The 26,181-nt window shown below is 46.4% G+C and carries 23 protein-coding genes; 21 read left to right on the top strand and 2 right to left on the bottom strand.

The features are described 5' to 3' along the window. Positions 1–297 precede the first annotated feature (297 nt). The 14 genes from dapB to nth all read left to right on the top strand — a co-directional run bounded on the left by dapB (position 298) and on the right by nth (position 15,548). A complete protein-coding gene (gene dapB, locus C232_RS0101120; RefSeq protein ID WP_018660373.1) occupies positions 298–1,098 on the top strand; it encodes a 4-hydroxy-tetrahydrodipicolinate reductase in 801 nt (266 codons plus the stop codon). Between the two features lie 16 nt (positions 1,099–1,114). Further along, positions 1,115–1,525: a methylglyoxal synthase gene (gene mgsA, locus C232_RS0101115; protein ID WP_018660371.1), complete on the top strand. Its 411-nt coding sequence runs from the start codon at positions 1,115–1,117 to the stop codon at positions 1,523–1,525. Continuing rightward, positions 1,522–2,229: a bacillithiol biosynthesis deacetylase BshB1 gene (bshB1, locus tag C232_RS0101110; protein ID WP_018660369.1), complete on the top strand. Its 708-nt coding sequence runs from the start codon at positions 1,522–1,524 to the stop codon at positions 2,227–2,229. Before mgsA ends, bshB1 begins: the two co-directional genes overlap by 4 nt. Then, positions 2,226–3,413, top strand: a complete 1,188-nt coding sequence (bshA, locus tag C232_RS0101105; protein ID WP_018660367.1) for an N-acetyl-alpha-D-glucosaminyl L-malate synthase BshA — start codon at positions 2,226–2,228, stop codon at positions 3,411–3,413. Before bshB1 ends, bshA begins: the two co-directional genes overlap by 4 nt. Then, a complete protein-coding gene (locus C232_RS0101100; RefSeq protein ID WP_018660365.1) occupies positions 3,367–4,572 on the top strand; it encodes a CCA tRNA nucleotidyltransferase in 1,206 nt (401 codons plus the stop codon). Before bshA ends, C232_RS0101100 begins: the two co-directional genes overlap by 47 nt. After that, positions 4,542–5,525 (top strand): biotin--[acetyl-CoA-carboxylase] ligase, encoded by a 984-nt coding sequence (locus C232_RS0101095; RefSeq protein WP_018660363.1) that lies wholly within the window; start codon positions 4,542–4,544, stop codon positions 5,523–5,525. The genes C232_RS0101100 and C232_RS0101095 overlap by 31 nt, the downstream gene beginning before the upstream one ends. Positions 5,526–5,799: 274 nt before the next feature. Beyond that, on the top strand, positions 5,800–6,639 hold the full coding sequence (panB, locus tag C232_RS0101085) for a 3-methyl-2-oxobutanoate hydroxymethyltransferase (RefSeq protein ID WP_018660359.1): 840 nt from the start codon (positions 5,800–5,802) through the stop codon (positions 6,637–6,639). 14 nt (positions 6,640–6,653) lie between these two features. Further along, complete coding sequence (gene panC, locus C232_RS0101080) at positions 6,654–7,499, top strand: pantoate--beta-alanine ligase (protein WP_169338739.1); 846 nt, start codon at positions 6,654–6,656, stop codon at positions 7,497–7,499. Positions 7,500–7,664: 165 nt separating this feature from the next. Next, positions 7,665–10,469 (top strand): ATP-dependent DNA helicase DinG, encoded by a 2,805-nt coding sequence (gene dinG / locus C232_RS0101075; protein WP_018660354.1) that lies wholly within the window; start codon positions 7,665–7,667, stop codon positions 10,467–10,469. 376 nt (positions 10,470–10,845) lie between these two features. Continuing rightward, the gene (locus tag C232_RS0101065) at positions 10,846–11,307 is read left to right on the top strand and encodes a cell wall elongation regulator TseB-like domain-containing protein (RefSeq protein WP_018660350.1); all 462 of its coding nucleotides are present in this window, start codon (positions 10,846–10,848) and stop codon (positions 11,305–11,307) included. A gap of 20 nt (positions 11,308–11,327) precedes the next feature. Next, on the top strand, positions 11,328–12,512 hold the full coding sequence (locus C232_RS0101060; RefSeq protein WP_018660348.1) for a pyridoxal phosphate-dependent aminotransferase: 1,185 nt from the start codon (positions 11,328–11,330) through the stop codon (positions 12,510–12,512). Between the two features lie 117 nt (positions 12,513–12,629). Beyond that, positions 12,630–13,922, top strand: coding sequence for an asparagine--tRNA ligase (gene asnS, locus C232_RS0101055; protein WP_018660346.1), 1,293 nt, complete (start codon positions 12,630–12,632; stop codon positions 13,920–13,922). Positions 13,923–14,057: 135 nt separating this feature from the next. Next, positions 14,058–14,753, top strand: coding sequence for a DnaD domain-containing protein (locus C232_RS0101050; RefSeq protein WP_018660343.1), 696 nt, complete (start codon positions 14,058–14,060; stop codon positions 14,751–14,753). Between the two features lie 99 nt (positions 14,754–14,852). Continuing rightward, the gene (gene nth / locus C232_RS0101045) at positions 14,853–15,548 is read left to right on the top strand and encodes an endonuclease III (RefSeq protein ID WP_018660340.1); all 696 of its coding nucleotides are present in this window, start codon (positions 14,853–14,855) and stop codon (positions 15,546–15,548) included. A 154-nt stretch (positions 15,549–15,702) separates the two neighbouring features. Here the strand turns inward: nth and C232_RS0101040 are convergent, their stop codons facing one another. Continuing rightward, a complete protein-coding gene (locus C232_RS0101040; protein ID WP_018660338.1) occupies positions 15,703–18,450 on the bottom strand; it encodes a transglycosylase domain-containing protein in 2,748 nt (915 codons plus the stop codon). Between the two features lie 131 nt (positions 18,451–18,581). Then, positions 18,582–19,187: a Holliday junction resolvase RecU gene (recU, locus tag C232_RS0101035; protein WP_018660335.1), complete on the bottom strand. Its 606-nt coding sequence runs from the start codon at positions 19,185–19,187 to the stop codon at positions 18,582–18,584. A 105-nt stretch (positions 19,188–19,292) separates the two neighbouring features. On the opposite strand from recU, the gene C232_RS0101030 reads away from it, so the two are divergent. From C232_RS0101030 to C232_RS0100995, 7 genes are all read left to right on the top strand, one after another. Then, complete coding sequence (locus tag C232_RS0101030) at positions 19,293–20,288, top strand: DUF2515 family protein (protein ID WP_018660332.1); 996 nt, start codon at positions 19,293–19,295, stop codon at positions 20,286–20,288. A gap of 440 nt (positions 20,289–20,728) precedes the next feature. After that, positions 20,729–20,977: a hypothetical protein gene (locus C232_RS0101020; protein WP_018660328.1), complete on the top strand. Its 249-nt coding sequence runs from the start codon at positions 20,729–20,731 to the stop codon at positions 20,975–20,977. Positions 20,978–21,012: 35 nt separating this feature from the next. Next, positions 21,013–21,375 (top strand): YppE family protein, encoded by a 363-nt coding sequence (locus tag C232_RS0101015; RefSeq protein WP_018660326.1) that lies wholly within the window; start codon positions 21,013–21,015, stop codon positions 21,373–21,375. 76 nt (positions 21,376–21,451) lie between these two features. After that, positions 21,452–21,964, top strand: coding sequence for a YppG family protein (locus C232_RS18295; protein WP_018660323.1), 513 nt, complete (start codon positions 21,452–21,454; stop codon positions 21,962–21,964). A gap of 212 nt (positions 21,965–22,176) precedes the next feature. After that, positions 22,177–24,444, top strand: a complete 2,268-nt coding sequence (locus C232_RS0101005) for a DEAD/DEAH box helicase (protein ID WP_081622711.1) — start codon at positions 22,177–22,179, stop codon at positions 24,442–24,444. Then, positions 24,425–25,690 (top strand): ribonuclease H-like domain-containing protein, encoded by a 1,266-nt coding sequence (locus C232_RS0101000; RefSeq protein WP_018660313.1) that lies wholly within the window; start codon positions 24,425–24,427, stop codon positions 25,688–25,690. The genes C232_RS0101005 and C232_RS0101000 overlap by 20 nt, the downstream gene beginning before the upstream one ends. Positions 25,691–25,935: 245 nt before the next feature. Then, positions 25,936–26,181 carry a CotD family spore coat protein gene (locus tag C232_RS0100995; RefSeq protein ID WP_018660311.1) on the top strand — a complete coding sequence of 82 codons (246 nt, stop codon included), beginning with the start codon at positions 25,936–25,938 and terminating at the stop codon, positions 26,179–26,181.

The raw sequence follows: 26,181 nt of genomic DNA, 5'->3' as shown, positions 1-26,181 counted from the left end.
GATTGATGTTTTTTCTGATTCCGGCGTACTTATTATATATTAAAGGCAATAAAAGTCCAATATGGATGGGGTCTTCCGGCTGGATCCGGTTGTAATGAAAATCATTTGTAAAATCTTCCGGTTTTGGCTAACATGGAAGAGTATGAATCATCACCGGGAACAGGAAAGGCACCAAAGCAAGACCCGGTGAGGTGCTGATACATATGGATCTTCATGCCGGGTTTTGCATTCATTTGCCGTACCCGGGACATAACCAAAATAACAAAAACGCAATCCTAATAAAGGAGTGATTTGGATATGAGTCAAATTCGTGTCATTATTGCCGGCGCACGCGGAAGAATGGGCAGTGAAGCGGTCCGGCTTGTTTCAAGGGAAGAAAATTTCAAACTGGCGGGGGTGCTGGACCGGAAAGGTGAAGGAAAATTGCTGAATGAGATCGCTGATTTCACGGATGAACCAGCCCCTGTCTATACAGATGTCCGGGAATGCCTGGAAAAATCCAATGCTGATGTTTGGATCGATTTCACCAAACCTGAAGTAGGGTACAGGCATACGAAAGCCGCCCTCGAATACGGTGTGCGCCCGGTTGTCGGAACAACCGGTTTTACATCCGGACAGCTGGATGAATTAAAAGCACTGGCCGATGAAAAAGGGATTGGCTGTATAATCGCACCAAATTTCGCCATTGGGGCTGTCCTGATGATGAAATTTTCACAAATGGCGGCGAAATATTTTCCGAATGTCGAAATTATTGAATTGCATCACGACAAAAAAATCGATGCACCCTCAGGAACGAGCGTGAAAACCGCGGAATTGATTGCCACGGAACGGACAAAAAAAGTGCAGGGGAACCCAAATGAAAAAGAAACGCTGAAAGGTGCCAGAGGGGCTGATTTTGACGGCATGCATATCCACAGTGTCAGGCTACCGGGACTCATTGCCCATCAGGAAGTACTGTTTGGTGGCGGCGGCCAGCTGCTTACAATCCGCCATGATTCATTCGACCGGGTTTCTTTTATGTCCGGTGTTAAAGTTTCCGTTGAAACGGTGATGAATTTAAAGACGTTCGTTTATGGCCTGGAAAATATTTTGGTTTAACGGGGAGTGAAAATCATTGAATATTGCACTGATCGCCCATGATAAAAAGAAAGACGATATGGTCCGGTTTTCATCTGCCCATAAAAAAATACTTGCGCAGCACCAGCTCTTTGCCACCGGGACGACCGGAAAAAGAATTATGGAAGCAACAGGGCTGCCGGTTCACCGTTTCCAGTCCGGCCCCTACGGCGGTGACCAGCAGATTGGCGCGAAAATCGCAAAAAACGAGCTGGATCTTGTCATTTTTTTACGCGACCCGCTTACGGCACAGCCGCATGAACCGGACGTCTCGGCGTTGATCCGCCTCTGCGATGTCCATCGGGTTCCACTGGCGACAAATATCGGTACGGCCGAACTGCTGATGAAGGAACTTCAAAAAGGAGAAACCGTCTGGCCGTCAAAAGCAGGAAGGGGAGACAAGCCATGAGTTGTCAAGCAGATGTGCTGGCGTTCGGGGCACATGCCGATGATGTCGAAATCGGCATGGCAGCTTCGATCGCCAAATGGGCATCACTAGGGAAAAGAATCGTCATTTGTGATTTAACAGAGGCAGAGCTGTCTTCCAATGGAACGGTAGATACACGTAAAGCTGAAGCGCAAAAATCTGCCGGAATCCTCGGTGTTGCAGAAAGAATCACTTTACAGCTGCCTGACCGCGGTTTGTTTATGAAAACGGAATATCTCCGCCAAATTACAGGGGTGATTCGGGCGTACAAACCCGGCGTTGTGTTTGCCCCTTTCCATCAGGACCGGCATCCCGACCATGGTCATTGCGGAAATATGGTTGAAGAAGCCTTTTTCTCGTCCGGTATCCGCAAATACCGTTCAGATCCGGAAAAAGAGGCATACAAGCCGAAGCATTTGTACTTTTATATGGTAAACGGCTTCCACGAACCGGATTTTGTGGTCGATGTCAGTGATTTTATCGAAAAAAAAATTGAAAGCCTGAAAGCGTACGGAAGCCAGTTTGATTTAAGGGACGGCGCTGTAAAGACACCGCTCACGGACGGTTACATTGAAACGGTGCTGGCGCGTGAAAGAATATTTGGAAAAGAACTGGGTATCCGTTATGCTGAAGGGTTTTTAAGCAAGAAGCCACTACTGGTAAACCTGGATGTGCTTCATTTATGAAAAAGAGGTTAAAGATAGGGATTACTTGTTATCCGACAGTTGGCGGCTCCGGCGTAATTGCGACGGAATTGGGCCAGCTGCTTGCAGAAAACGGCCATGAAATCCATTTTATTACGTCAAGTGTCCCGTTCCGCTTAAATAAAATGTACCACAATATCTATTTTCACCAGGTTGAGGCCAACCAGTACGCGGTTTTTCAATACCCGCCTTACGATATCGCGCTGGCAAGCAAAATTGCTGAAGTGGCGGATAGGGAACATTTGGATATTATCCATGTCCATTATGCAATTCCACATGCGGTCTGCGCGATTCTTGGTAAAATGATGGCGCACACGGATTTGAAAATCGTGACGACACTGCACGGCACGGATATCACCGTTTTAGGCTATGACCCGTCACTTGCATCCGCGATCCGTTTTGGCATTGAACAATCTGATGCGGTCACGGCAGTATCCAATGCACTTGTCCGCCAGACCTATGACTTAATCCAGCCGCAGAAAAAGATCGAAACGGTTTATAATTTTGTTGATGAGCGCGTCTACCGGCGTGTCGATGCTGCCCATTTAAAAAAAGAGTATGGCATTACGGAAGCGGAGAAAGTCATCATCCATGTCTCCAATTTTCGGGCAGTGAAACGCGTATCAGATGTCGTACGGGCGTTTGCAAATATCCGCGCACAAATCCCCGCGAAGCTGCTGCTTGTCGGCGACGGCCCGGAGATGAGCGTCATAACGCGGCTTGTCAGGACATTACAGATTGAAAAAGATGTATTGTTTTTAGGAAAGCAGGACCAGCTCGAGGAACTTTACTCGATCAGCGACCTGATGCTGCTGTTATCCGAGAAAGAAAGTTTCGGCCTTGTCGCCTTGGAAGCGATGGCTTGCGGCGTGCCCTGTATTGGTACGATCATCGGCGGCATACCGGAAGTGATCCGGGACGGCTATAACGGGTATCTCGTCTCTCTGGGCGATGTAAAGACGGTTGCCGAAAAAGCCCTGCATGTATTTGCAAATCCCGGCCTGCATGCTGAATTATCCGCGCATGCCCGACAAACCGTCCACAGGAAATTTTATTCGAAAAACATTCTCAAACAATATGAAAAAATATACGATCAATTGATAAATGAGGTTGATGGACATGCTACCGCCATTTCAAACAGCACTCCCGATCTTAAAAACTCTTGAGGATGCAGGATTTGAAGCATTCTTTGTCGGGGGCGCGATTCGTGATATGCTGCTTGAGCGCCCCATCCATGATGTCGACATTGCCACGTCTGCCAAACCGCTTGAAGTCAAGGCGCTGTTTCCGCATACAATCGATATTGGAATCGAGCATGGCACTGTACTCGTTCTGTATAAGGGCGGCCAATATGAAGTCACAACTTTCAGAACGGAATCGGAATATAAGGATTACAGGCGTCCGGAATCTGTTTGGTATGTCGATTCGTTGCTTGAAGATTTAAAACGCCGGGATTTTACGATGAATGCCATTGCCATGGATGATGCCGGAAAGCTGGTTGATCCTTTTTCAGGCTGTGATGCCATCCGCAATAAAACGATTCAGACAGTCGGATCCCCGGAAGAAAGATTCCACGAAGATGCGCTGCGGATGATGCGCGCGATCCGTTTTACGAGCCAGCTTGGTTTTACGATTGAGGCGGAAACAAAGCGCGCGATCAGCCTTCATGCCCCGCTGCTGCAGTATATAGCGGCTGAAAGGATCACACAGGAATTTATCAGGCTCCTTGAAGGCCCCTACCCGTATGAGGCACTGAAACTGCTGTGCGAAACAAAATTACTCTCCTATCTGCCGGGGCTGAACGGGGCGGAAACCAGGCTGGAAGCAAAATTGCATCCGGATTTGAACCGTTTAACAGAAAAACAGCTGTGGCTTTATCTGCTTGCTGTCTGCGGGCTTGGGAATAAAGAGGCATTTTTGCATCAATGGCGCCTGCCGGCAAGCAAACGGAAAGAAATCCTGCGCACGTTTGGCTTTTTGCAGAAACGGCTGCAGGCTGAATGGGATCTTGCGGCGCTTTACGATGCCGGGGAAACGGCGGCAACCGATGCGGAAACCGTTTTCTGGGCGCTTCGCCAAGAAAAGTGGGAGCCGCGCGTCCAAACGATGAAAGAAGAATTTTTAAAAATGAAGATTACAGAAAGAAGCGAGCTTTCTGTAACGGGCACAGATCTTATGCTGTGGTTCGGCAAAAGCGGGGGGCCCTGGATCAAAGAGATGCTGCGCGAATCTGAAATGGCGGTTTTAAACGGGGAAATTGCCAATGACCGGGAAGCAATCAGGAGGTGGCTGATGTGCAAACATCAACGAGAAACAGAATTCTAGAAATATTTACACAAGCCGGGAATGATTTCGTTTCCGGGCAAAAACTTGCCCAATTGCTCGATTGCTCGCGGTCTGCAGTCTGGAAACATATGGAAGAGTTAAGAAAAGAAGGTTTTGAACTCGAGGCTGTCCGCAAAAAAGGCTACAGGATCAAAAGTACACTGGACCGCGTGACGAGGAATGAAATCCAATTCGGCCTGCAGACGAAACGGTTCGGGAAAACGATTTATGATCAGGAAACGATCGACTCCACACAGAAACTTGCACACCGGCTTGTCCAGGAAGGCTGCCCGGATGGTACGGTCGTGATTGCCGAAGAACAGACAGGCGGAAGGGGCAGGCTTCAGCGTGACTGGTACTCGCCGAAATATACAGGCATCTGGATGAGCATTGTATTGCGTCCCGATCTTCCCCCGCAAATGGCGCCGCCTTTTACTTTGATAGCGGCTGTTGCAGTTGCCCAGTCGATTGAAGAAACAGCAGGCGTCCATCCGGAAATTAAATGGCCCAATGATGTTTTAATTGGCGGGAAAAAATGTTCCGGGATCCTGACGGAATTGCAGGCCGACACGGACCGGATCCAGGCCATCATTCTCGGAATCGGAATGAATGTGAACCAAACGGTGTTTCCGGAAGAATTGGAAAAAACGGCGACCTCTTTGCGAATCGAATCAGGGAAAAAAATCAAACGCGCTGTCCTTGTCCAGCGTATTCTTGAAAAATTGGAAAAATACCAGGCAATCTATTTAAAAAACGGTTTTGCTCCGCTGAAACTGCTGTGGGAAAGTTATGCGGTAAGCATCGGCACAAATATTATTGCCCATACGCTTCAGGGCGACATTGCCGGCAGGGCGCTCGGCATTACGGATGAAGGCGTGCTGAAACTAGAAGGCAATGACGGCAGACTGCATGATATTTATTCCGCAGATATCGAAATCGTCGCCAAAGATTAACATATTGAAGCCCAACCTGCTTCATCATAGTGTTTTTATCCGGCTGATCCTGTTATAATGGCTATGGGTAGTATCTATTTAGAACTATACCGGAAAATCATGATGGACATAAAAATAGGTTCTGCCTTGATCCAAAACGGACGGGGACAGCGGGTTAAAATAAACAATGGCAATGTTACGGGCCCTTCTGTCTGCAGGAGGGCTTTTTTCATTTCTGTTGTTTACAGGGTCCTCTAAGCCGGGTGAATATTTTACAGGTGAGGAGAGGTTACGCATGAAACAAACCACGGATTTTTTACACATGAAAAAAGCGGAAGAAAAAATTGCCATGGTTACGGCTTACGATTATCCGACGGCAAAACTGGCTGAGCAGGCAGGCGTGGATCTGATTCTGGTCGGTGATTCTTTAGGCATGGTGGTACTTGGGTATGACTCTACCATTCCTGTAACAGTTTCGGATATGGTTCACCACACGAAGGCGGTAAAGCGCGGGGCAAAGGATACATTTATTGTCACGGATATGCCATTCATGTCCTACCATTTAAACCGCGCTGAAACACTGAAAAACGGCGCCCGCCTGATCCAGGAAGGCGGCGCGAATGCCGTGAAGCTTGAAGGCGGAGCGGAAGTTGCCGGAATAATCGAAAGCCTTACAGAAGCGGGCATTCCGGTGATGGCGCATCTCGGCCTGACGCCGCAAAAAGTCGGGATATTCGGCGGCTACAAGCTGCAGGGAAAAACAGCAGGTGCAGCCAAAAAATTGATTGAAGATGCAAAACTTTGTGAACAAGCAGGCGCGTTTGCGGTTGTTTTGGAATGTGTGCCGCGGCAATTGGCCGAACAAGTCACAAAACGCCTGAAAATTCCTGTAATCGGAATCGGCGCCGGGCCTGATGTCGATGGCCAGGTGCTTGTCTTCCATGATCTGGTCCGGTTTGGCAGCGGAAGGGTTGCAAAATTCGTGAAGCAATTTGCCGATGCGGATGCCGAAATGTTAAAAGGGCTTGAAACCTATGTCCGGGAGGTTAATAACCGGCAGTTTCCTGAAACACAGCATACTTATACGATGAAAGCAGAAGAATTAACGATGCTATACGGGGGGCGCGGCCAATGAATACCAAAAGAGCCATGAAAGTCATCACAACCAAACAAGAAATCCAAAAGATTTTAAGGACATTAAAAAAAGAAGGAAAATCAATCGGCTTTGTTCCGACGATGGGTTTTTTGCATGAGGGGCATTTGGCGCTTGCCGAAAAAGCCCGCAAAGAAAATGATATCGTATGGATGAGCATCTTTGTCAACCCGCTCCAGTTCGGCCCGCACGAAGATTTCGACCGTTATCCGCGTGATGAAGCGGGCGACCGTTTAAAAGCGGAAACGGCAGGGGTGGATTATTTATTTATCCCGCCGGTTGCCGAAATGTATCCGCATGCTCTCTCCGCCACGCTCCATGTTCGTGAGCGGACAGATGTATTGTGCGGACACCGGCGCCCGGGCCATTTTGACGGGGTGGCTGCGGTATTAACAAAACTTTTCCATTTAATCCAGCCGGACCGCGCTTATTTCGGCCTCAAGGATGCCCAGCAGGTTGCGGTAGTGGAAGCTTTGGTCCGTGATTTTGATTTTCCTGTTGAGATTGTCCCGGTGGCCATTGTCCGCGAACAGGACGGCCTGGCGAAAAGCTCGCGGAATGTGTATCTGTCTGAAGCGGAGCGGAAAGAAGCGCCGCAGCTGTACCAAAGTTTGCAATTGGCAAAAAAGGCAATTGCAAACGGGGAGAGGGATCCTGAAAACATCATATCGCTTGTGTCCGGCCATCTTCACGACCATACAAGCGGAAAAATAGACTATGTTGAACTGTATTCGTATCCTGACCTATTACCGCTTCAAAAACTGTCAGGACGTTTCATCCTGGCTATTGCCGTCCAGTTTAAAAAAGCACGTTTAATCGATAATCTGATCCTGACGCTTTAACATAACACCTTTATAAACCTAATTTGTAAACTTAAAACGCCGCATGGCCGGGACAGGCATGCGGCGTTTTAAATCTCTGCCTGAGATATGGCGGATTTAAATTTTTATGTTAAAATAATACAATACAAAAGCTATATTGAAGAAAGACGAAAAACAGGTGATGGAATGGCACAGCGATTTATTGTAGTTGATTTAGAAACAACAGGAAATGCAGCAAAAAAAGGCGACCGTATGATTCAGTTTTCTGCTGTTGCCATTGAAAATGGGGAGATTCAGGACCAATATACAAGTTTTGTGCATCCGGGCCAGCCGGTTCCTGTTTTTATAGAGGAATTAACAGGCATTCATGACCGGATGCTTGCGGATGCACCGGTGTTTTCAGAAATTGCGCCCCGTATTTCCCGGCTGTTGGAGGGCAGCATATTTGTTGCCCACAATGTCATGTTTGATTTGCCTTTTCTGCAGCATGAATTAAAAACAGCCGGATTTGCTCCTTTTCAAGGTTTAAATGTAGATACGGTGGAATTTGCAAGAATCGTGATGCCGGATTTGGATAGTTATAAGCTTTCCGATCTGGCCGAATCCTTATCGCTTTCACATGACAGGCCCCATCAGGCTGATAGTGATGCACTTGTCACCGCAAAACTTTTGCTTGAGCTGATGCGCAGATCTTCAACCCTTCCGCTTGTCACATTGGAAAAATTGGCTGCCCTTTCTTATTCGCTGAAAAGTGACCTTGGTTTTATTTTTCAGGATATACTGGCTAAAAAACGCAGGCATGCGGAGAATCTGCCGCCTGATATTGAAGTATACCGCGGTATTGCTTTGCGGAAAAAAACGATTTCCTCCGGGGGGACGGATTTCAGAAAGATAAACAGCTATCCTTCGGGCAGTATTGAAAAAGAGAAATATTTTTCAGCTGTTTTCGATGAATATGAACGCCGCCCCGGACAATTTGAGATGATGGACCATGTCCGGGATGCGTTTGAAAACAGCCGGCATACCGTAATTGAGGCCGGTACCGGTGTAGGCAAAACGCTGGCTTATTTGCTGCCAAGCGCATTTACGGCAATCAACGGACACGAGCCTGTATTGATCAGTACATACACGGTCGCGCTGGAACACCAATTGCTGAACAAAGAAGTGAAGTTGCTCGAAAAAATGATGCAGGTTCCGCTTCGCACCGTGCTGTTAAAAGGCAGGAGCCATTATCTCTCGCTGTTTAAATTTGAACAGTCACTAAAGGAACAAACCGGCCATTATGAAGACGTGCTCGCGAAAATGCAAATTCTTGTCTGGCTTACATTCACAAGCAGCGGTGATGTTGACGAACTGAACCTGACAAGCGGGGGCAAACGGTATTGGCGGAGAATTAAACAGGATGGCTGGCACCTTGGGCAAAAAGACCCATGGATGTCCCGCGACTTTTATTTGCACGCAAAGCAGGCGGCCGCGCACGCCGATATAGCCGTTACCAACCATGCGATGTTGTGCAGCGAACTTGGCCGCGAGCCATCTCTGTTTGATGATTTTCCATATGTGGTAATTGACGAAGCCCACCATTTTGAACAAACAGCGAGGGAAACATTAGGCATGCGCGCCGGTTTTAACCAAATCAAATATTTAATCAGCTGCCTTGGCCTGTACGAACAGAAACAGATGTTTTACGAACTTGAACGGCTAACAGAAAAATACGGGATCATCGGCAAATGGCATACATTTGAAATCAACACGCTTTTGCAGGCGCTTGATGCCGATATGGATGATTTATTCGGCATACTGGCAAAGAAAGTGATGGAAAGAAAAAAAGATACGGCCGGCTACCAGAAAATTAAGTTCAGGATTAACAAGGCGCAATGGAAACAAAAAGCGTGGCAGGCTGTGTTGCTGTGCGCTGAACGGATTTATGCAACGCTAAAAGACATCCGCCGCGCACTGATCGGCAGACTGGAACTGCTGCAGGAAAAAGCAGCCGGACTGACCGAGAAAGAACAGGCCTTTATTGAAGAACTGTACAGTTTTTTAAATGACTGGGAATATCTGATGGAAGGTATGCTGCAGCTGATGGGGAAGGATGATGAGAACCGGAAAGTGGTTTGGCTGGAAGGTGATTTGCGGGCACTTCCAAACAGCCTTGTTATTCAATGCCAGCCGGTCAGTGTTGCAAGTACGCTCCAGAAAGAACTGTATGCGAAGAAGAAATGCGTCGTCATGACTTCTGCAACGCTGACTGTGAATCATTCGTTCCAATATTTCCTGAACGAGGTCGGCCTGCCAAAACAAAATGTGAACACTGTGCAAATCCGCTCGCCGTTCCAGTACGACAAGCAGGTGCAGTTTATTATTCCAAATGATCTTCCCGATATTTCCAGTACGGGGCAAGAGGTGTTCGCTGAAAAAATGGCAGCCTATTTGCTTGCAATTGCTGCGGAAACAAAGGGCCGGATGATGATACTGTTCACATCCTTCGATTTATTGAAAAATGTATATCATTTGATGAATGAAAGCGGCCTGCTTGATGATTTTATGCTGATTGCACAGGGGATATCGAGCGGAAGCCGTTCCCGGTTGACAAAGAACTTCAAGAAATTTGACAAAGCCATACTTTTTGGTACAAGCTCTTTTTGGGAGGGCATTGATATCCCCGGTGAAGATTTGTCTTGCCTGGTTATGGCAAGGCTGCCTTTTCTGCCGCCGGGCGAACCGGTGACAGAAGCGAAATGTGATGATCTCCGCACGCAAGGAAAAAATCCGTTTTCAGCCTATTCGCTGCCGGAAGCGGTGCTGCGCTTTAAACAAGGCTTTGGACGGCTGATCAGAAGAAAGTCGGACCGCGGCATTTTTATTGTGCTTGACAGAAGAATTGAAACCACCACATACGGAAGGGCTTTTATCCGCTCCATCCCCGCCGTGCAGGTTAAACACCAGGGGCTGGATGAAACGCTTAAGATGATTGGAAAATGGTTATAAAAATAACGCTGCAGCGAAGGCAGCGCTTTTAAAAGGGTGGACTGGAAAAAATTTTGGGGTTTATTCAATTCATCATTTTTTCATTCATTTTTACTGTTATAATGATGAAGTAATGATTCAGTAATCATATTATAGCCCGCGTGCTGTTTGATATAAGTAACAATATTTGTTTATCATGACTGTGCCAAAAAGCTGAATAGAAAGAGCTTTTAGCGGGAGCGTCATCCTGATTTTTTGCTTGTGCAAAGACCAGTGCGCCATAACGAAATGGGCATCACGGAGTCTGATATCCGGCCCTGTATTGGATGCAAAAAGTGCAGGAGGGCAATATTTACTTTTCTGCTGTACATAAGATTGAAGTGAATGAGGGTTATGAATGAAAAAGATACTGATCATCATTGGTATTATCATCATCGTGATTGCCGGTCTTGGCCTTCAGACCTATATGGAAGCCCGGAAACCGTATAACGATGCATACAAAAAAGCAGAAACGATTGCAAAATCGGAAGCAGGCATTCGCACAGTGGACCAGTTTTATCTGTACCACGGAAAGAACACCTGCTATGTTGTTGTCGGAAAAGGAAAGAACAATGTAAAGAAAGCAGTCTGGATTCCTGAGAAGCATCCGCGCCGGCCTGTTGTCATGAAATTTAGCGCAGGCATTTCAAAACAAACGGCAGTCCGTACGGTTCAAAGCGAAAAGCAGCCGGACAGAATCCTTTCTGCACGTTTAGGAATGGACAGCCAAGTTCCCATTTGGGAAGTTGCCTATATAAAAGGCAGCAGCCTCAACTATTATGAGGTGCCTTTTGTAAAAAATAATTCCCAGGATAAATGAATTATGGAGAGGTGAATGGTATGGAATTAGCAAGACGTGTAAGTAATTTAACCCCATCAACGACATTGGCGATTACGGCAAAGGCAAAAGCAATGAAAGCAGAAGGCATTGATGTGATCGGCCTTGGCGCGGGTGAACCTGATTTCAACACGCCGCAGGAGATCATTGAAGCTGCATACCGTTCGATGCTTGACGGCCAAACAAAATATACACCGGCAGGCGGTATGGTATCGCTGAAACAGGCCGTTATCGACAAATTTCAGAGAGACCAGCAGCTTACTTATAAAACAAACGAAGTCATCATTACCAATGGTGCAAAACATGCGCTGTATACGCTGTTCCAGGTATTGCTGAATAAAGACGATGAAGTTATTATTTCAGCCCCGTATTGGGTCAGCTATCCGGAGCAGGTGAAACTTGCGGAAGGGAAGCCGGTTTTTGTTGAAGGAAAAGAAGCCAACCGGTTCAAAATCACGCCTGAACAGCTTGAAGACGCCATTACACCCCGGACTAAGGCTTTCATTTTAAATTCGCCGAGCAATCCGACGGGCATGATTTACACAAGGGAAGAACTTGAAAAAATCGGTGAAGTCTGTCTGGCACACCATATTTTGATCGTTTCGGATGAAATTTACGAAAAATTGATTTATGGCGGCAGCAAGCATGTGTCTATCGCTGAACTTTCACCTGAGTTAAAGGCGCAGACCATCATCATAAATGGTGTTTCAAAATCGCATTCCATGACGGGATGGCGGATCGGTTATGCTGCCGGAAATGCAGAAATCATCAAAGCGATGACAAGTCTTGCCAGCCATTCCACATCCAACCCGTCTACCACTTCCCAGTTTGCGGCGTTGGCTGCCTACAATGGGGATCAGGCACCGGTTGAAAAAATGCGCCAGGCTTTTGAAGAACGTTTAGACGCAGTTTTCGAACAGCTGAATGCAATCGATGGGGTAACCTGTTTGAAACCGCAGGGCGCCTTTTATCTGTTTCCAAATGTGAAAGAAGCCGCAAAATTGACGGGTTTCGAAACGGTTGATGAATTTGTGGCTGCCCTGCTGGAAGAAGCAAAGGTAGCGGTTGTGCCGGGGTCCGGTTTTGGCTTTGAAGACTGCATCCGCCTTTCCTATGCAACTTCACTCGACTTATTGAAAAAGGCGCTGAACAGGATTGATCAATTTATCGCAGCGCATAAAAAGTAATCCCCCGGCTTTTTCCGCCTGATTTTATTTTTGTCTGCTGGTTTAGTATAATAAAGGTTGGTACATATTGCTAAAACAGCCGGAAAGAGTTGCTGGAAGTTTTTGGAGGGAAATCATGTGAAAATAACAATCGCAGAAGTTCGCCAGCATATAGGTGAGGAAGTGACCATCGGTGTCTGGTTGAATCATAAACGTTCAAGCGGAAAAATTGCATTTTTGCAGCTTCGTGACGGGACAGGCTTTATCCAGGGTGTCGTGGTAAAAAACGAAGTGGACGAAGACATTTTTAAAACAGCCAAGTCACTAAGCCAGGAAACATCATTCTACGTGACCGGTACAGTCCGGGAAGATGAACGTTCCCCGTTCGGTTATGAATTGCAGGTCTCAGGGATCGAGGTTATCCATGAGTCTGTTGACTACCCGATTACGCCGAAAGAACACGGAACCGAATTTTTAATGGACCACAGGCATTTATGGCTCCGTTCAAGCCGCCAGCATGCCGTCATGAAGATCCGGAACGAAATCATCCGGTCTACTTATGAATTTTTCAATGAGCATGGCTTTACGAAAATTGACCCGCCGATTTTAACAGGCAGCGCACCAGAAGGGACAACAGAGCTGTTCCATACAAAATATTTCGATGAAGATGCTTATCTCTCGCAAAGCGGGCAGCTGTACATGGAAGCAGCTGCAATGGCTTTTGGGAAAGTATTCTCTTTTGGTCCGACTTTCCGGGCTGAAAAATCGAAAACGCGCCGCCATTTAATCGAATTTTGGATGATCGAACCGGAAATGGCTTTTTACGAGCATGAAGACAGCCTACAGGTACAGGAACAATATGTTTCCCAAATTGTCCAATCGGTATTAAAAAACTGTAAATTGGATTTGCAACGATTAGACCGTGATACAACGAAATTGGAAAAAGTAAAAGCACCATTTCCGCGGATTAGTTACGATGATGCTATCACTTTGCTTCATGATAAAGGCTTTCATGATATCCAGTGGGGAGAAGACTTCGGCGCGCCGCATGAAACGGCCATTGCTGAAAGTTTTGACATGCCGGTCTTCATTACGAATTATCCGGCTGCCATTAAACCGTTTTATATGCAGCCGCATCCGGACAGGCCTGAAGTCGTATTGTGCGCGGATTTAATTGCTCCTGAAGGCTATGGCGAAATTATCGGCGGCAGCGAGCGGATCCATGATTACGGCTTAATGCTTGAGCGGATAAAAGATTTCAATCTGTCTGAAGACGCGTATAAATGGTATCTTGATTTAAGAAAATATGGTTCAGTACCGCACGCCGGATTCGGGCTCGGCCTGGAACGCACAGTGGCATGGATTGCCGGTGTCGAACATGTCCGTGAAACAATACCGTTCCCGCGTTTATTGAACCGCATATACCCCTAAACCTTGAAAAAACGATTACGCATGGCTGCCTGCGTAATCGTTTTTTGGATTTATACTGGCTGGGGAGAACCGGTAAGGATTTTCATTCCTATCCGGCTTTCAAACATGCTATACTTTATACGTGAGGTGTCCGAAATGGATAAAGAAATGTTACTGGAATGGTTTGAAGAAGGGGAAGTATCAATCCCGCAGCAATTATTGAAAAAATATAAGCAGCTGGGTTTGGACGAAACAGAACTGGTGCTTTTATTGCAAGTGTATTCTTTTTGTAAGGAAGGGAATCTGTTTCCGACGCCGGAAGACCTTGCCAACCGGATGACAATTCCTGAAAGCAGATGTGTATCCATCTTGCGGCGCCTGATTCAGAATCAGTTTTTATCCATAGAGGAAGGCTCGGGGGAAGGCGATATTCTTTATGAGAAGTATTCGATTAAGCCTTTATGGGAAAAATTAGTGGATGACTGGATATACGGGAAAAAGCAGGATGAACTTGAAAAAAGTTTAAATGAGGAAACCGATATATATACAACGTTTGAGCAGGAATTTGGCAGGCCGCTGTCACCGCTGGAATGCGAAACGCTGGCGATGTGGATTGATCAGGACCAGCAATCCCCGGAACTGATTAAGGCTGCCTTGCGTGAAGCTGTTATCTCCGGGAAGCTCAATTTCCGCTACATAGACCGCATCCTTTTTGAGTGGAAAAAGAACCGGGTCCAAACTGTCGAGGAAGCGCGCGAATACAGCCGTCATTTCCGCAAACCATCAAACCCAAAAACCAATAAACAAACCAATCCAAATCCCATTCCTTTTTACAACTGGCTCGAAAAATAGAAAAAGCCGCGGCTGGACAATCAATAAGTGAAAGCACGCGTTCAGGAGATAATAATCTATGTTATGTAAACTTGTGGAATTTTAATAGGAGTTATCGATATGCTGACAAAACAACAAATCCGCTTTTGCCTGGATGAAATGGGTAACATGTTTCCTGATGCCCATTGTGAATTAAACCACTCCAATCCTTTTGAACTTGTGATTGCTGTTTCTCTTTCTGCGCAATGCACCGATGCCCTTGTCAACAAAGTGACAAAAAATCTGTTTCAAAAATACAAAACACCGGATGACTATCTTGCCGTCCCTTTGGAGGAGCTGCAGCAGGACATACGCTCTATCGGCCTGTACCGGAACAAAGCGAAAAATATCCAAAAACTTTGCCGGATGCTGATTGATGTTTACGACAGGCAGGTTCCGCGTGATCTGGATGAATTAATCAAATTGCCGGGCGTGGGAAGAAAAACTGCAAATGTGGTCAGGTCTGTTGCATTCGGAATTCCGGCTATTGCGGTCGATACCCATGTGGAGAGGGTCAGCAAGCGGCTCGGTTTTTGCCGATACAAGGATAGTGTCCTGGAAGTCGAAAAAACATTGATGAAAAAAGTGCCGAAAGAAGAATGGTCCCGCACACACCACCGGATGATCTTCTTCGGCCGTTACCATTGCAAAGCGCAAAATCCGCAGTGCGGAATCTGCCCGTTTTTAGACTTATGCCGCGAAGGGAAAAAACGGATGAAGAAAAGGGCAGCGGCTGAAAATGGAAATCACCATGCCGGGGCAAAAGGGCTTGGATAGAACAGGGAAACAATCAGAACTGTTTAGAAGCATAATACAAATGAAAAAAAGCATACCGGGCGGAAACTTGCCCGGTATGCTTTTTTTCGTGAAGTGCCTGTTGATTTTGCCTGTTTCGATGCATGCTGCTGTTTATGATTTTACTGTTTTCACTTTATTCTTCGTTACGATTGTCCGCCGGTTTGCCAGATTCTTTGTCCTGGTTGTCTTTCGTACCGCTGTCGGTCTTTTTCTCGCCGGAACCATTCGTTGTGGAACTATCATTAGAACCACCGGAATCGTCTTCTACATCGTTGCCGTTAGAATGATTGTCCCCGGAATTGTTATGATTGGAACTGTCGTCGTTAGAATTGTTGTCATCAGAACCGCTGTTTTGATTTGGACTATTGCCGTTATTGGAACTGTTGTTGCCGTTCGAACCGCTGCCGTTTGTGTCATTTCCGGATGAATTGCTATTGTTAGAATCAGCATTGCCGTTTTGATTGCCGGCATTTTGATCTGTGCTGCTGTCATTAGCGTTCTGATCGTCTGAATGATCCTCATCGTCGCTGTTGGTTTGTTTATCCGTCGATGCATCATCATCACCGCCCGGAATCGTCACTTTTGCCGTGGCTGCTTTACTTGTCATCCCGTTTAGGGTGGCTGTGATGTTAAACGTATAGGTAGCACCTGCAACCGGGTTGGAAATGCTTAATGATTTTCCGGTTGTCGTCCCGTAAGATTTTCCTGTCCCGTCCACAGATCCGGTAATGTTGTAAGTCGCACCGGATTCAGTATATTTCCATGTCAAATTAATTTTTTTGCTGGCTTCATCATAAACCGCACTTGCATTTGTCGGCGCAGCCAGTTTGCTCGTATTGGCAATGGCTGTGTCCTGATGCCCGCGGATAAAGAGTTCGTAAGCACCGGACCCGGATGGAAGCCGCACGACACTTTTTGGCATCGTGAAGTCCGAAGTCGTTTTATCCTCGGAAATATAGCTCATTAAGTGCCTGTAGATCTGCTGGGCGATCGTCTGATAAGGCCTTGTAATCCCGTATTTTTTGCCGTCTTTGCTCTCATATCCGGTCCAAACCGATAACGAGTATCTCGTTGTATACCCGGTAAACCATGCATCCGGGACGGAAGAACTCAAGATGCCGTATTTCGTAAGGTCTTCATCGCTGAAATTCGTGGTCCCTGTTTTTCCGGCTTCAATGAGCCCCGGGACATTCGCAGAAGTACCGGTTCCTTTTGTCAGCACATCTTTCAGCATATCGGTAATCATATAAGCGGTATAGTCGCTCATCGCAATTTTTGATTCGTAATGCGGCTTGATTTCCGTTACACCATCGCGCAGGACAATTTTTTTGATTGTATGCGGCTTGTTATAAATGCCTTGATTGCCAAATGCGGCATAGGCTGCTGCCATTTGCACCGGGGATACCTGCAGCCCGCCGCCAATTGACGCGGATTCTTTGAGTCCGTCGTCCCCAAAGTTAAAGCCGAGTTTTTTGGAGAATTTGACAGCATTTGTACCGCCTACAGTTTTATAGGCTTCCAATGCCGGGATATTTCTTGATTTATAAAGGGCAGTTCTCATGGTCATCGCGCCGAGATACTTATTATCCCAGTTATTGATTTCCGTGCCATTACTGTAAGTTGTTTTGACATCATTGAGCTTATGGGCAGTCGACCACTTTAAATATTCAATCGCCGGGCCGTAATCTATGATCGGTTTAATCGTAGAACCAGGTGAGCGCTTTGTATCAACAGCATAATTGAAACCACGCTGTACTTTCATGTTGCGCCCGCCGCCGAGCGCGCGGATTTCACCGGTTTTGGTATCAATCAGTGCAATCCCGGCCTGAAATTGTTTGTCCGGATAGGAAACAACAGAATTTGAATTTAATATCTTCTCTGTGTACTTTTGTGCTCTTGTATCAAGGGTCGTATAAATTGTCAACCCATCTGAGTAGACATTGTAGTCCCCAAGATCCTGGACTTCATCAATCACTTCATTAACAAACGCCGTATATTTATTGGCAGAAGAATTTCTGTCTTTTTGCTTCACGAGCCCCTCTGAAATTGGCACGGCTTTGGCTTTTTGCATTTCCGCTTTTGTAATTTTGTTGTTCTGGTACATCAAAGACAGTACAATGTTTCTTCTTTTTTCGGCGAGATCCGGATGGTCATAAGGATTGTAATTATTCGGGCTTTGCGGCATACCGGCAATCATGGCAATTTCAGGCAGTGATAATTTGCTTAAGCTTTTGCCATAATAATGTTCAGCTGCTGTTTCAAAACCGAAAATGCCATCTGACATATAGACTTTATTGACATACATTTCGAGAATTTCGTGCTTTGTATATTTCCTTTCAAGCTGGACTGCAAGCCATGCTTCCTGGGCCTTACGTTTCAACGTTTTCACATCATTCGAAGTTGCCATTTTTACAACCTGTTGTGTCAAGGTGCTGGCGCCTTCCGATCCGAAACCGCGTGTGAAGTTGGCAATAACGGCACCGCCAAGGCGGATCGGATCAATCCCGAAGTGTTTATAAAATCTTGCATCTTCCGTAGACAGAACCGCATCTTCCACGCGGCCCGGCAGCTGCTCATAGTCAATGTATTCCCGGTTTTGTGTGCCTAGTGTCGTAACCGTATGATTGCTGCTGTCTTTAATGACGGAAGGAATCGGATCTGATAGTTGTTTTTTTGATAATTTCGGGGCATTGCTGGCATAATAAGCAAAAGTGCTGATACCGGCAATGAGCCCGGCAAGCCCTAATAGGAAACAGACGAGAATCAAACGTTTCAGAAAGGTAACAAACTTACTTTTCGGTTTTTTATTTTTTTGTTTTTTATTTTTATTTGCCTGCATTTGTTTTCGGCGTTCTTCGCGGGTCTGATATTTTTCTGCCATGTCTTTTAAGCATTCCTTTCTTCTAAATCATATGAAAAGATTTAGATTGCGAATCGCAATACTCGAAAAGGGAAAGACTTAGGAATCATATGCCCTTTTATCATACTGCATGCATACACGAAATCAACCATCTAAAATGAATAAATTTTTTTTAAGATGGCGAGATAATCGATCCGCGGCTGGTAGCCAATCGGGATCGGGTGCGCAACCGCTTCAATTTCCTCTTTTTTTATTGATTTTCTCCCTCCGGAAAGCATTCTATCCCAATAATAAAATAAATGTTGGCATTCCAATAAAAAAATTTCCTCACTTTTCGCAAAACGCAGGATCACAAAACAGATGCCGTGTTGTTCTGCGACCTGTTTCATGTGCGCAATTTGATGCTTGTGAAAGTTATGAAGCGGGAAAGAGGTTTTATTTTGCGTTTCTTTCGCTTCAAAATCAATGTATTTTCCCCTGCAAACCCCATTATAATCGGTAGTTGACGGCTGTTTAAAATAAGCTTCTTTTATGACAGCAGTGCTTCTGGATTGGTAATCGACTTGCACAATTTGAATCGGGGTAGGCTTTTTATGAATAACGGCAATCCCTTCATGTAAATAATACTGGTTAGTTTCGTTGATGTCATCTTCTAAAGTCATTCCCCGGTTGCTGTACGAAAAGTTCTTCGCTTTGATTTGTTTATTTTCGGCATTTGATTCTTTGTATACCTTGCCGTTTGGGTAACGCAGATCCATGTTCCCTCACCTCATAAGCTAAATTATATCATAGCAGAACGGGCAAAAAATATGTACTTTAAAAAACAAACTGCGAGGCGATCCATTTAGATGGGAGACAAAACCATGTGCGATTCCGGAAGAACACATCCAAAGCGGCAGCAGGAGCATGATCTGGCCGCACGGATCCAGGCTTTGACAACGGAAAAAAACCGGGACAATCTTACGCGGACCGATGCCTATTTCCGGTTTTACTTGCGCCACCCGGAAATCAAATGGGCATTTCTCGCATCCATGGTCTCAAGGAATGCAGGCTGGAATATGTGCGACCTTGAAGGTGCTGATTTGCCGGGCATAATCCCCGCAAAAGACCGGAGACAGCTGTTTTTAACCTATGAGCGCGCAAACTGGGCAATTTTTGAAGATGCGTTCCCGCAGCTGCTTGCGTACCATTATGTGCAAGGAAATCGCCTGTTCCGGCTGCTTACGATTTTGAAAACTTCAAGATTTATGATAACCGAATGGAGGCATTTTTTTCAAACCCATGATGAAGGACGTCTATTATCAGCACTTATTATCAATGAACAAAATATCATCCAAAACCCGGTGATTGAACAGCCCTATTATAAAAAACAGGTTTTTTCATCGAAATGGTTTTGGCTTCAGGACCTCTTCCATTTAAACAGCGTGGTTTTTCCAACACCGGATGGGAAGTTATATGGAGATGCTGTTGTCCATTTTAAAAATGTGCCGGCAAGAATTGCACTTGGCAAGCGGCTGGCCGGGATTCTCTTTCATCCCGATTTATACGGCCGTTTTTTAGAATTTGCGTCCACACAGCCGCACACCGGTTCCCGGTATGATTATGAACATTTTCTTCCTACAGGGGCCGGCAAAAATACACCATGCCTTCGCGAGGTTTATCCCGCCCTGTCCCATCATTGGCAGCGGAAGGAAGACTGGAGTGAAAGGAAGAAAGTAAAAAAGGCCTGGTATGCGCCAGCCAGCCTGCCGCATGACATGGATATCACAAATTGGTATCTGGCAAAGCGGAAAAGGATCCGCCAAATCAGCGGGTTTGTAAGGAAACTGAAACGGTTGGGAAGAAGGGGGGCTTACTGACAGACCGGGCCGGCTGAAAGGGAGAGAAATTGGAAAAAGCAAGGATGCCAATATCCTTGCTTTTTTTGCCGCCGGTTATGAAATCAGGTTGACGGGCGGTCAGGGCCGTTCAGTTTAGGATTTCCCGTATTCAGATTCGAGTTTTTCGATTGCTTCGCTTTTTTCTGTTGTTGTGCTTTGTTGTCATTTGTTTTCAAAGAAGCCACCTCCAAGAAATTTTATCAACCGTAACCGGCCGTTCCCCTCTATTGTTTGCAAACATATCGGGTTGCATTCATCCTGTCGAAAAAGAAGCGCAAAAATGGTTGAAATCCACTTTCTTTGGCGAATTGCTTCTAGTTTTGTCAAGCATGCAGGGACACCGTGAAATGGCTTAGAATACAACACATATAAAGAAAAAAAGCACCGGTCGCCGGGAAAATAAGCAAGGAGGAAAAGAGATGCGGGGAAACGATGAATTATTAGAGTGGCTGGACACATTTGAATCGGAATTGGAAAAAGTTGAGTGCAGTTTGGAGGGCGCCATCCAAAAAGAAAGGAAAAACCGCTGTATCAGATTGTGGCACCGCTTTAAAAAAGCAGAAAGGAGGGTGGAAAATCTCGAAAAAAGGGCGGCAGCATTCAAAAACTTAACTGCCTGCCGGAAAGATGTGCACGATTTTATTGAACAAAGCAAAAAAACCTCCTAAAATAAAGAAAGAAATACAGTTGTGGGGGAATCAGAATGAAAGACAGCCCGCTCTTTGCCTTAAACAGGCAGCTCATTGACTATACTGAGCAATTGTCAGACACATATTTTGAAGTAAGAGAACGGGGAGAAGCAAAAGACTTTTTCCGTGAGGTGAAGCCGTTCTGTGACCGGGTGAAGGCTGTCTGCGATGAGTGGCTGCCGCTTGCCGGAGAGTGGGTGGATGCGCACCATCCGAAGCATCTTCATGCCATCCAGCTTCAGCATACTGCCGAAAATTTGCAGATGGTTTCCGTGCGCGCTTTTTATCCGGAATCAAGCCGCAAGCAAATGATCAATCATCTCCACTCCGTTGATTACGTTTTGCGGCGGCTTGAAGAGGAATTACAAAACGAATAGCCCGTGTGTGGACCTATCACCATTTCTTTCGTTTTTCATAAATTAATCATGAGAGCACCGCAGAAGGAGAATGATGATGCACATGTATTCTGAATCCTATGTCTACCCGCCGCAGCGCTTCAGGCCCAGTCCGCCGCATCTTGCGCAAATGCCGCAGCAGGGTGCTTATTATCCTGCTTTTTACGGAAATCCGCAGATGCCGGCTTACAACCAGCCGTACCCGCCGCAGATGTATCCGCAATTTCAAGGCGGTGGATACGCCGGGGCATACGGCAATAACCAGCCGGCAGGAAATGGGCCTTATCATTCATCAAATGAGGCTTTTTTGTTTGAAAATCCGCTTAATCCCGGCTATCACCACACAAAAGCGGAGCAGCCGGGCAGCGGTGGCTATCTGAATCCGTACCCGAAGTATATGTATCCGCAGAAACCATCGCAGCCGGTTCAGGGTTCATTTTTAAATTCATTTAAATCTCAGGATGGATCCATTGATTTTAACAAAATGATGAATACGGCCGGGCAAATGATGAATGCCGTAAACCAGGTGTCATCGATGGTGAAGGGGCTCGGGGGCCTGTTTAAAACATAGGCTTCCGGGCCGTTTCTAATGAAAGGAACAGCAGGTAGACGGGGGAATCCATCCAATGCCGTGTCTTTCTTTTGCGGCTTCCGGCGTATCACAACGGAAAAAAGTGAATACCGCGGGAAGAAAATGCTTTTAAAACGAACGTTTATTCGCTATAATTAGGGAATGAGGTGAAGAATTTGAACAAGAAAAAGGATTTGCAGGCATTATTGGAAATGTTTCAGAAAGATTCTTCATTTAAAGACCGGATTGTGCACTGGCATACGATTGAAGCAAAGCCGGCGGTTACGGGGCCGTTTCCGGAAAACGTTCATCCGGCACTGAAAGCGGGCCTCGAAAAAAGAGGGATCAAAGACCTGTACTCCCACCAGGTGACAGCATTTCACCTGGCGCTTTCAGGCAAAAACTTTGTCGCAGTGACACCTACTGCTTCAGGCAAAACCCTCTGCTATAATTTGCCGGTTTTGCAAACAATACTCGACAATCCGAACACGCGTGCTTTGTATATGTTTCCAACTAAAGCACTTGCGCAGGACCAAAAAAGTGAAATGAATGAAATCATTGAAGAAGCGGGTGTGCCCGTGAACAGTTATACATATGATGGAGATACGCCAGGCAATATCCGGCAGCGCGTGCGCAAAGCCGGCCATATTGTCATCACCAATCCGGACATGCTCCATTCGGCGATTTTGCCGCATCATACAAAGTGGGTTTCATTTTTTGAAAACCTGAAGTTTGTTGTCATTGATGAACTGCATATTTATCGCGGCGTGTTCGGAAGCCATGTCGCCAATGTGCTGCGCCGGTTACAAAGGATTTGCCGTTATTACGGAAGCGATCCGGTTTTTATATGCACATCGGCAACGATTCAAAATCCGAAAGAACTTGCGGAGAAGCTGACTGGCAAAACGATGGAACTGATTGACCATAACGGCGCGCCGAGCGGTACAAAACATTTTTTATTTTACAATCCGCCGATCATAAACGTTCCGCTCAATATTCGCAGGAGTGCAACCCTTGAAGTCCGGAATATTGCAACGGAACTTTTAAAAAATAAAATCCGGACAATTGTATTTGCGAGAAGCCGGGTCCGGGTAGAAATCATTTTAAAATATCTGCAGGAACTTGTAAAAAAAGAGCTTGGAAGAAAATCAATCATGGGTTACCGGGGCGGTTACCTGCCGACAGAACGGCGCAAAATCGAGCAAGGCTTGAGAAACGGGGACATTTACGGGATTGTCAGCACAAATGCATTGGAACTTGGCGTTGATATCGGGCAGCTCCAGGTCTGTGTCATGACCGGCTATCCAGGCACTATTGCGAGTGCATGGCAGCAGGCCGGGCGTGCAGGCAGGCGGCAGGGCGAGTCGGCTACGATCATGGTCGCCAGCTCTTCACCGCTTGACCAGTACATTATTCGCCATCCTGAATATTTTTTCAGCAAATCCCCGGAAACGGCCCGCATCAATCCCGATAATCTGATCATCTTAGTCGATCATATTAAATGTGCGGCCTATGAACTGCCGTTTAAAAAAGGCGAACGCTTTGGCGATGCTGAAATTGAAGATATCCTTGAATTTCTAACGGAAGAGCGGATTCTTCACCAGCGCGGCGATGCATGGTATTGGATGAACGATTCATTTCCGGCCCATAATATCAGCCTGCGCTCTGCTTCGCAGGAAAATGTCGTCGTCATCGACATCAGCGACCGGGCAAATGTGCGGGTGATCGGGGAAATGGACCAGTTCAGCGCGCTGACATTGCTGCACGAAGAGGCAATCTATCTCCACCAGGCAGTCCAGTACCAGGTAGAAAAACTCGACTGGGAAGAGAAAAAAGCGTTTGTCCGCGAAGTTGCAGTTGACTATTATACGGATGCCAATCTTGCCGTTGAACTGCGCGTGCTTGAAGAGGATCAGCACACCCGGCTTGCCGGGGCGGAAATCGGCTACGGCGATGTAATGGTCCGGGCGATGCCGACAATTTTTAAAAAAATTAAATTTAACACGCATGAAAATATTGGGTCCGGCCCGATCCATCTGCCCGAAATGGAACTTGATACCAATGCGGTATGGTTTTCTCTGGATGAAGGCATGATGCAAAAAGAACAGCAGGAGAGTGCGCTTGTGGGGGCGAGCCACGCACTCCAGGCGATCGCCCCGCTGTTTGTCATGTGTGACCCCCACGATATTCAGGCTGTTCCGCAAATCAAAGCCATCCATAACGAAAAACCAACAATTTTCTTTTATGACCGTTATCCGGGCGGCATCGGGCTAAGCGAGAAAATCTACAAACAGGCGCAAAAGATACTGGCAGCGGCAAAATCGATGATTACATCATGCGGATGTGAAAATGGCTGCCCGTCCTGCATCGGGACAGAAACTGCTGCGGACAACGCCAAAGCAGTTTCCGTCAAACTGCTGGACATGTGGCTGAATGCTTTTTGCGGCAGGGAGAGAGAAAATGTCATCACTGAAAAATAAATTAAACCGGATGAAAACCCATATTGTAAAAGAACAGGATGTTAAGTCGCGGCAAATAACGGGGTTGCAGCAGCCGGTACCAAGCATTCCCTATTTGGATATGTGGCAAAATGCGAATACTTCTCCCTATTTTCTGGACGGGGAATACTGCCTGATCAGGGAAGTGCATTATCCGCTTGCAGCCCGTCACGGCAAATACTGCTTCGCGGATTTTCCGGAGGCGGTTGCAATGTGGAACAACAGCCCTGTGTGCCACCCTCTGTCTGCAAACGGGTTTCATGCGCAGGACTTATTTTTCTTTGACACCGAAACCACCGGCCTTGGCGGCGGGGCAGGCAATACGATTTTTCTGCTTGGATATGCCTTTTTTACACAGTCGGAAGTGGTGCTCAAACAGCATATACTGCCGGAGCCGGGGCTTGAAATTCCCCTTTATTACAGCTTTTTGGAAAACATTAACTACACTACGCTTGTGACATATAACGGGAAAGCATTCGACTGGCCACAGGTAAAGACAAGGCATACGCTTGTCCGCGACCATGTCCCGAAACTGCCTGAATTCGGCCATTTTGATTTGTACCATGCGGCAAGGCGGCTCTGGAGGGATGAACTGGATTCGGTTAAACTGGCAAATGTCGAGCGGGACATTTTAGGTTTTGAGAGGGAAGGGGATATTCCGGGTTTTTTGGCGCCAATGATTTATTTTGATTTTGTTGAGCGCAAAAACCCGGAAGGCCTGATCGGGATCCTGCAGCATAATGAACTCGATATTTTATCTTTGATTACCTTATATACACATTTAACGTTTCAAATCCTGCAGCAGGATCCTTTGCAATCTGCTAAAGAAAAACGGATGGTCGGGAAGTGGTTTGAGTACATCGGCGAGTATGATGCAGCCCTTCATACTTATGAACGCGCCGCAGCCGCAAATGATCTTGCCGCCAAGCACCGGCTCGCATTCCAGATGAAGCGGAGAAAGGAGCTTGGCCGGGCACAGATGCTTTGGACGGAAGTTGCGAAGCAGGCACGTCATGAAATAAAAGCTGAAGCATGCATCGAACTGGCCAAACTGTTTGAACACCAAAAGAGAGATTTTAAGTCCGCTGCTGCGTATACGGAGAAGGCCCTCGAAATTTATGAATGCTTCATTTCTCCTGGATCTGCGGGTTGGAGAAAGCAGCGGGAAGAAGCCGAAAAGCGCCTTTTCCGTTTAAACATGAAAATGAAAAAACGGGGAATCAATTAAGGAAAATTTCTTGCATTTCCCGGGTAAGCGCAGAATTCGACGGTATGTCATGAATGGCTTGTGATTGGTGGTAGGTTTTGTCGGAAACGGGAGCAAGCGTGAGAATTCGGTCCGGGTTTGTCGGTTTCACTGCTGCTTCAGGATGGCTTTTAAATTGGGTTTTTTCCTTAGTACATGTTCTTCCCTTTTGTCATAGGTTATTAATGTAAGTAAAAAGACTATTGATGACGAAAGGAGAATGACCCATGTTTAGGCACCATTGTCGTCCACATGTTTTACCGGCGGTCGTCCATCCGACGAAATGCTGTGTTACCCATACACATCAGGATTTTATCGTACCGCATATTTTCCCGACGCATACGACACATGTAAACCATCAAGTATACCACCAGCAAAATTATTTCCCGCATACGCATTCATTTGTGAATGAAACTGATCCGGGGACGGTTACAAACTTTTGTGATCCCGGCCGCAGACCAGGGTGCTGCTAG

The organism is Heyndrickxia acidiproducens DSM 23148 (assembly GCF_000374345.1).
Lineage (GTDB): Bacteria > Bacillota > Bacilli > Bacillales > Bacillaceae_C > Weizmannia > Weizmannia acidiproducens.
The sequence above is the reverse complement of the archived record's forward strand: the minus strand, read 5'-3'. Positions and strand labels throughout refer to the sequence as shown.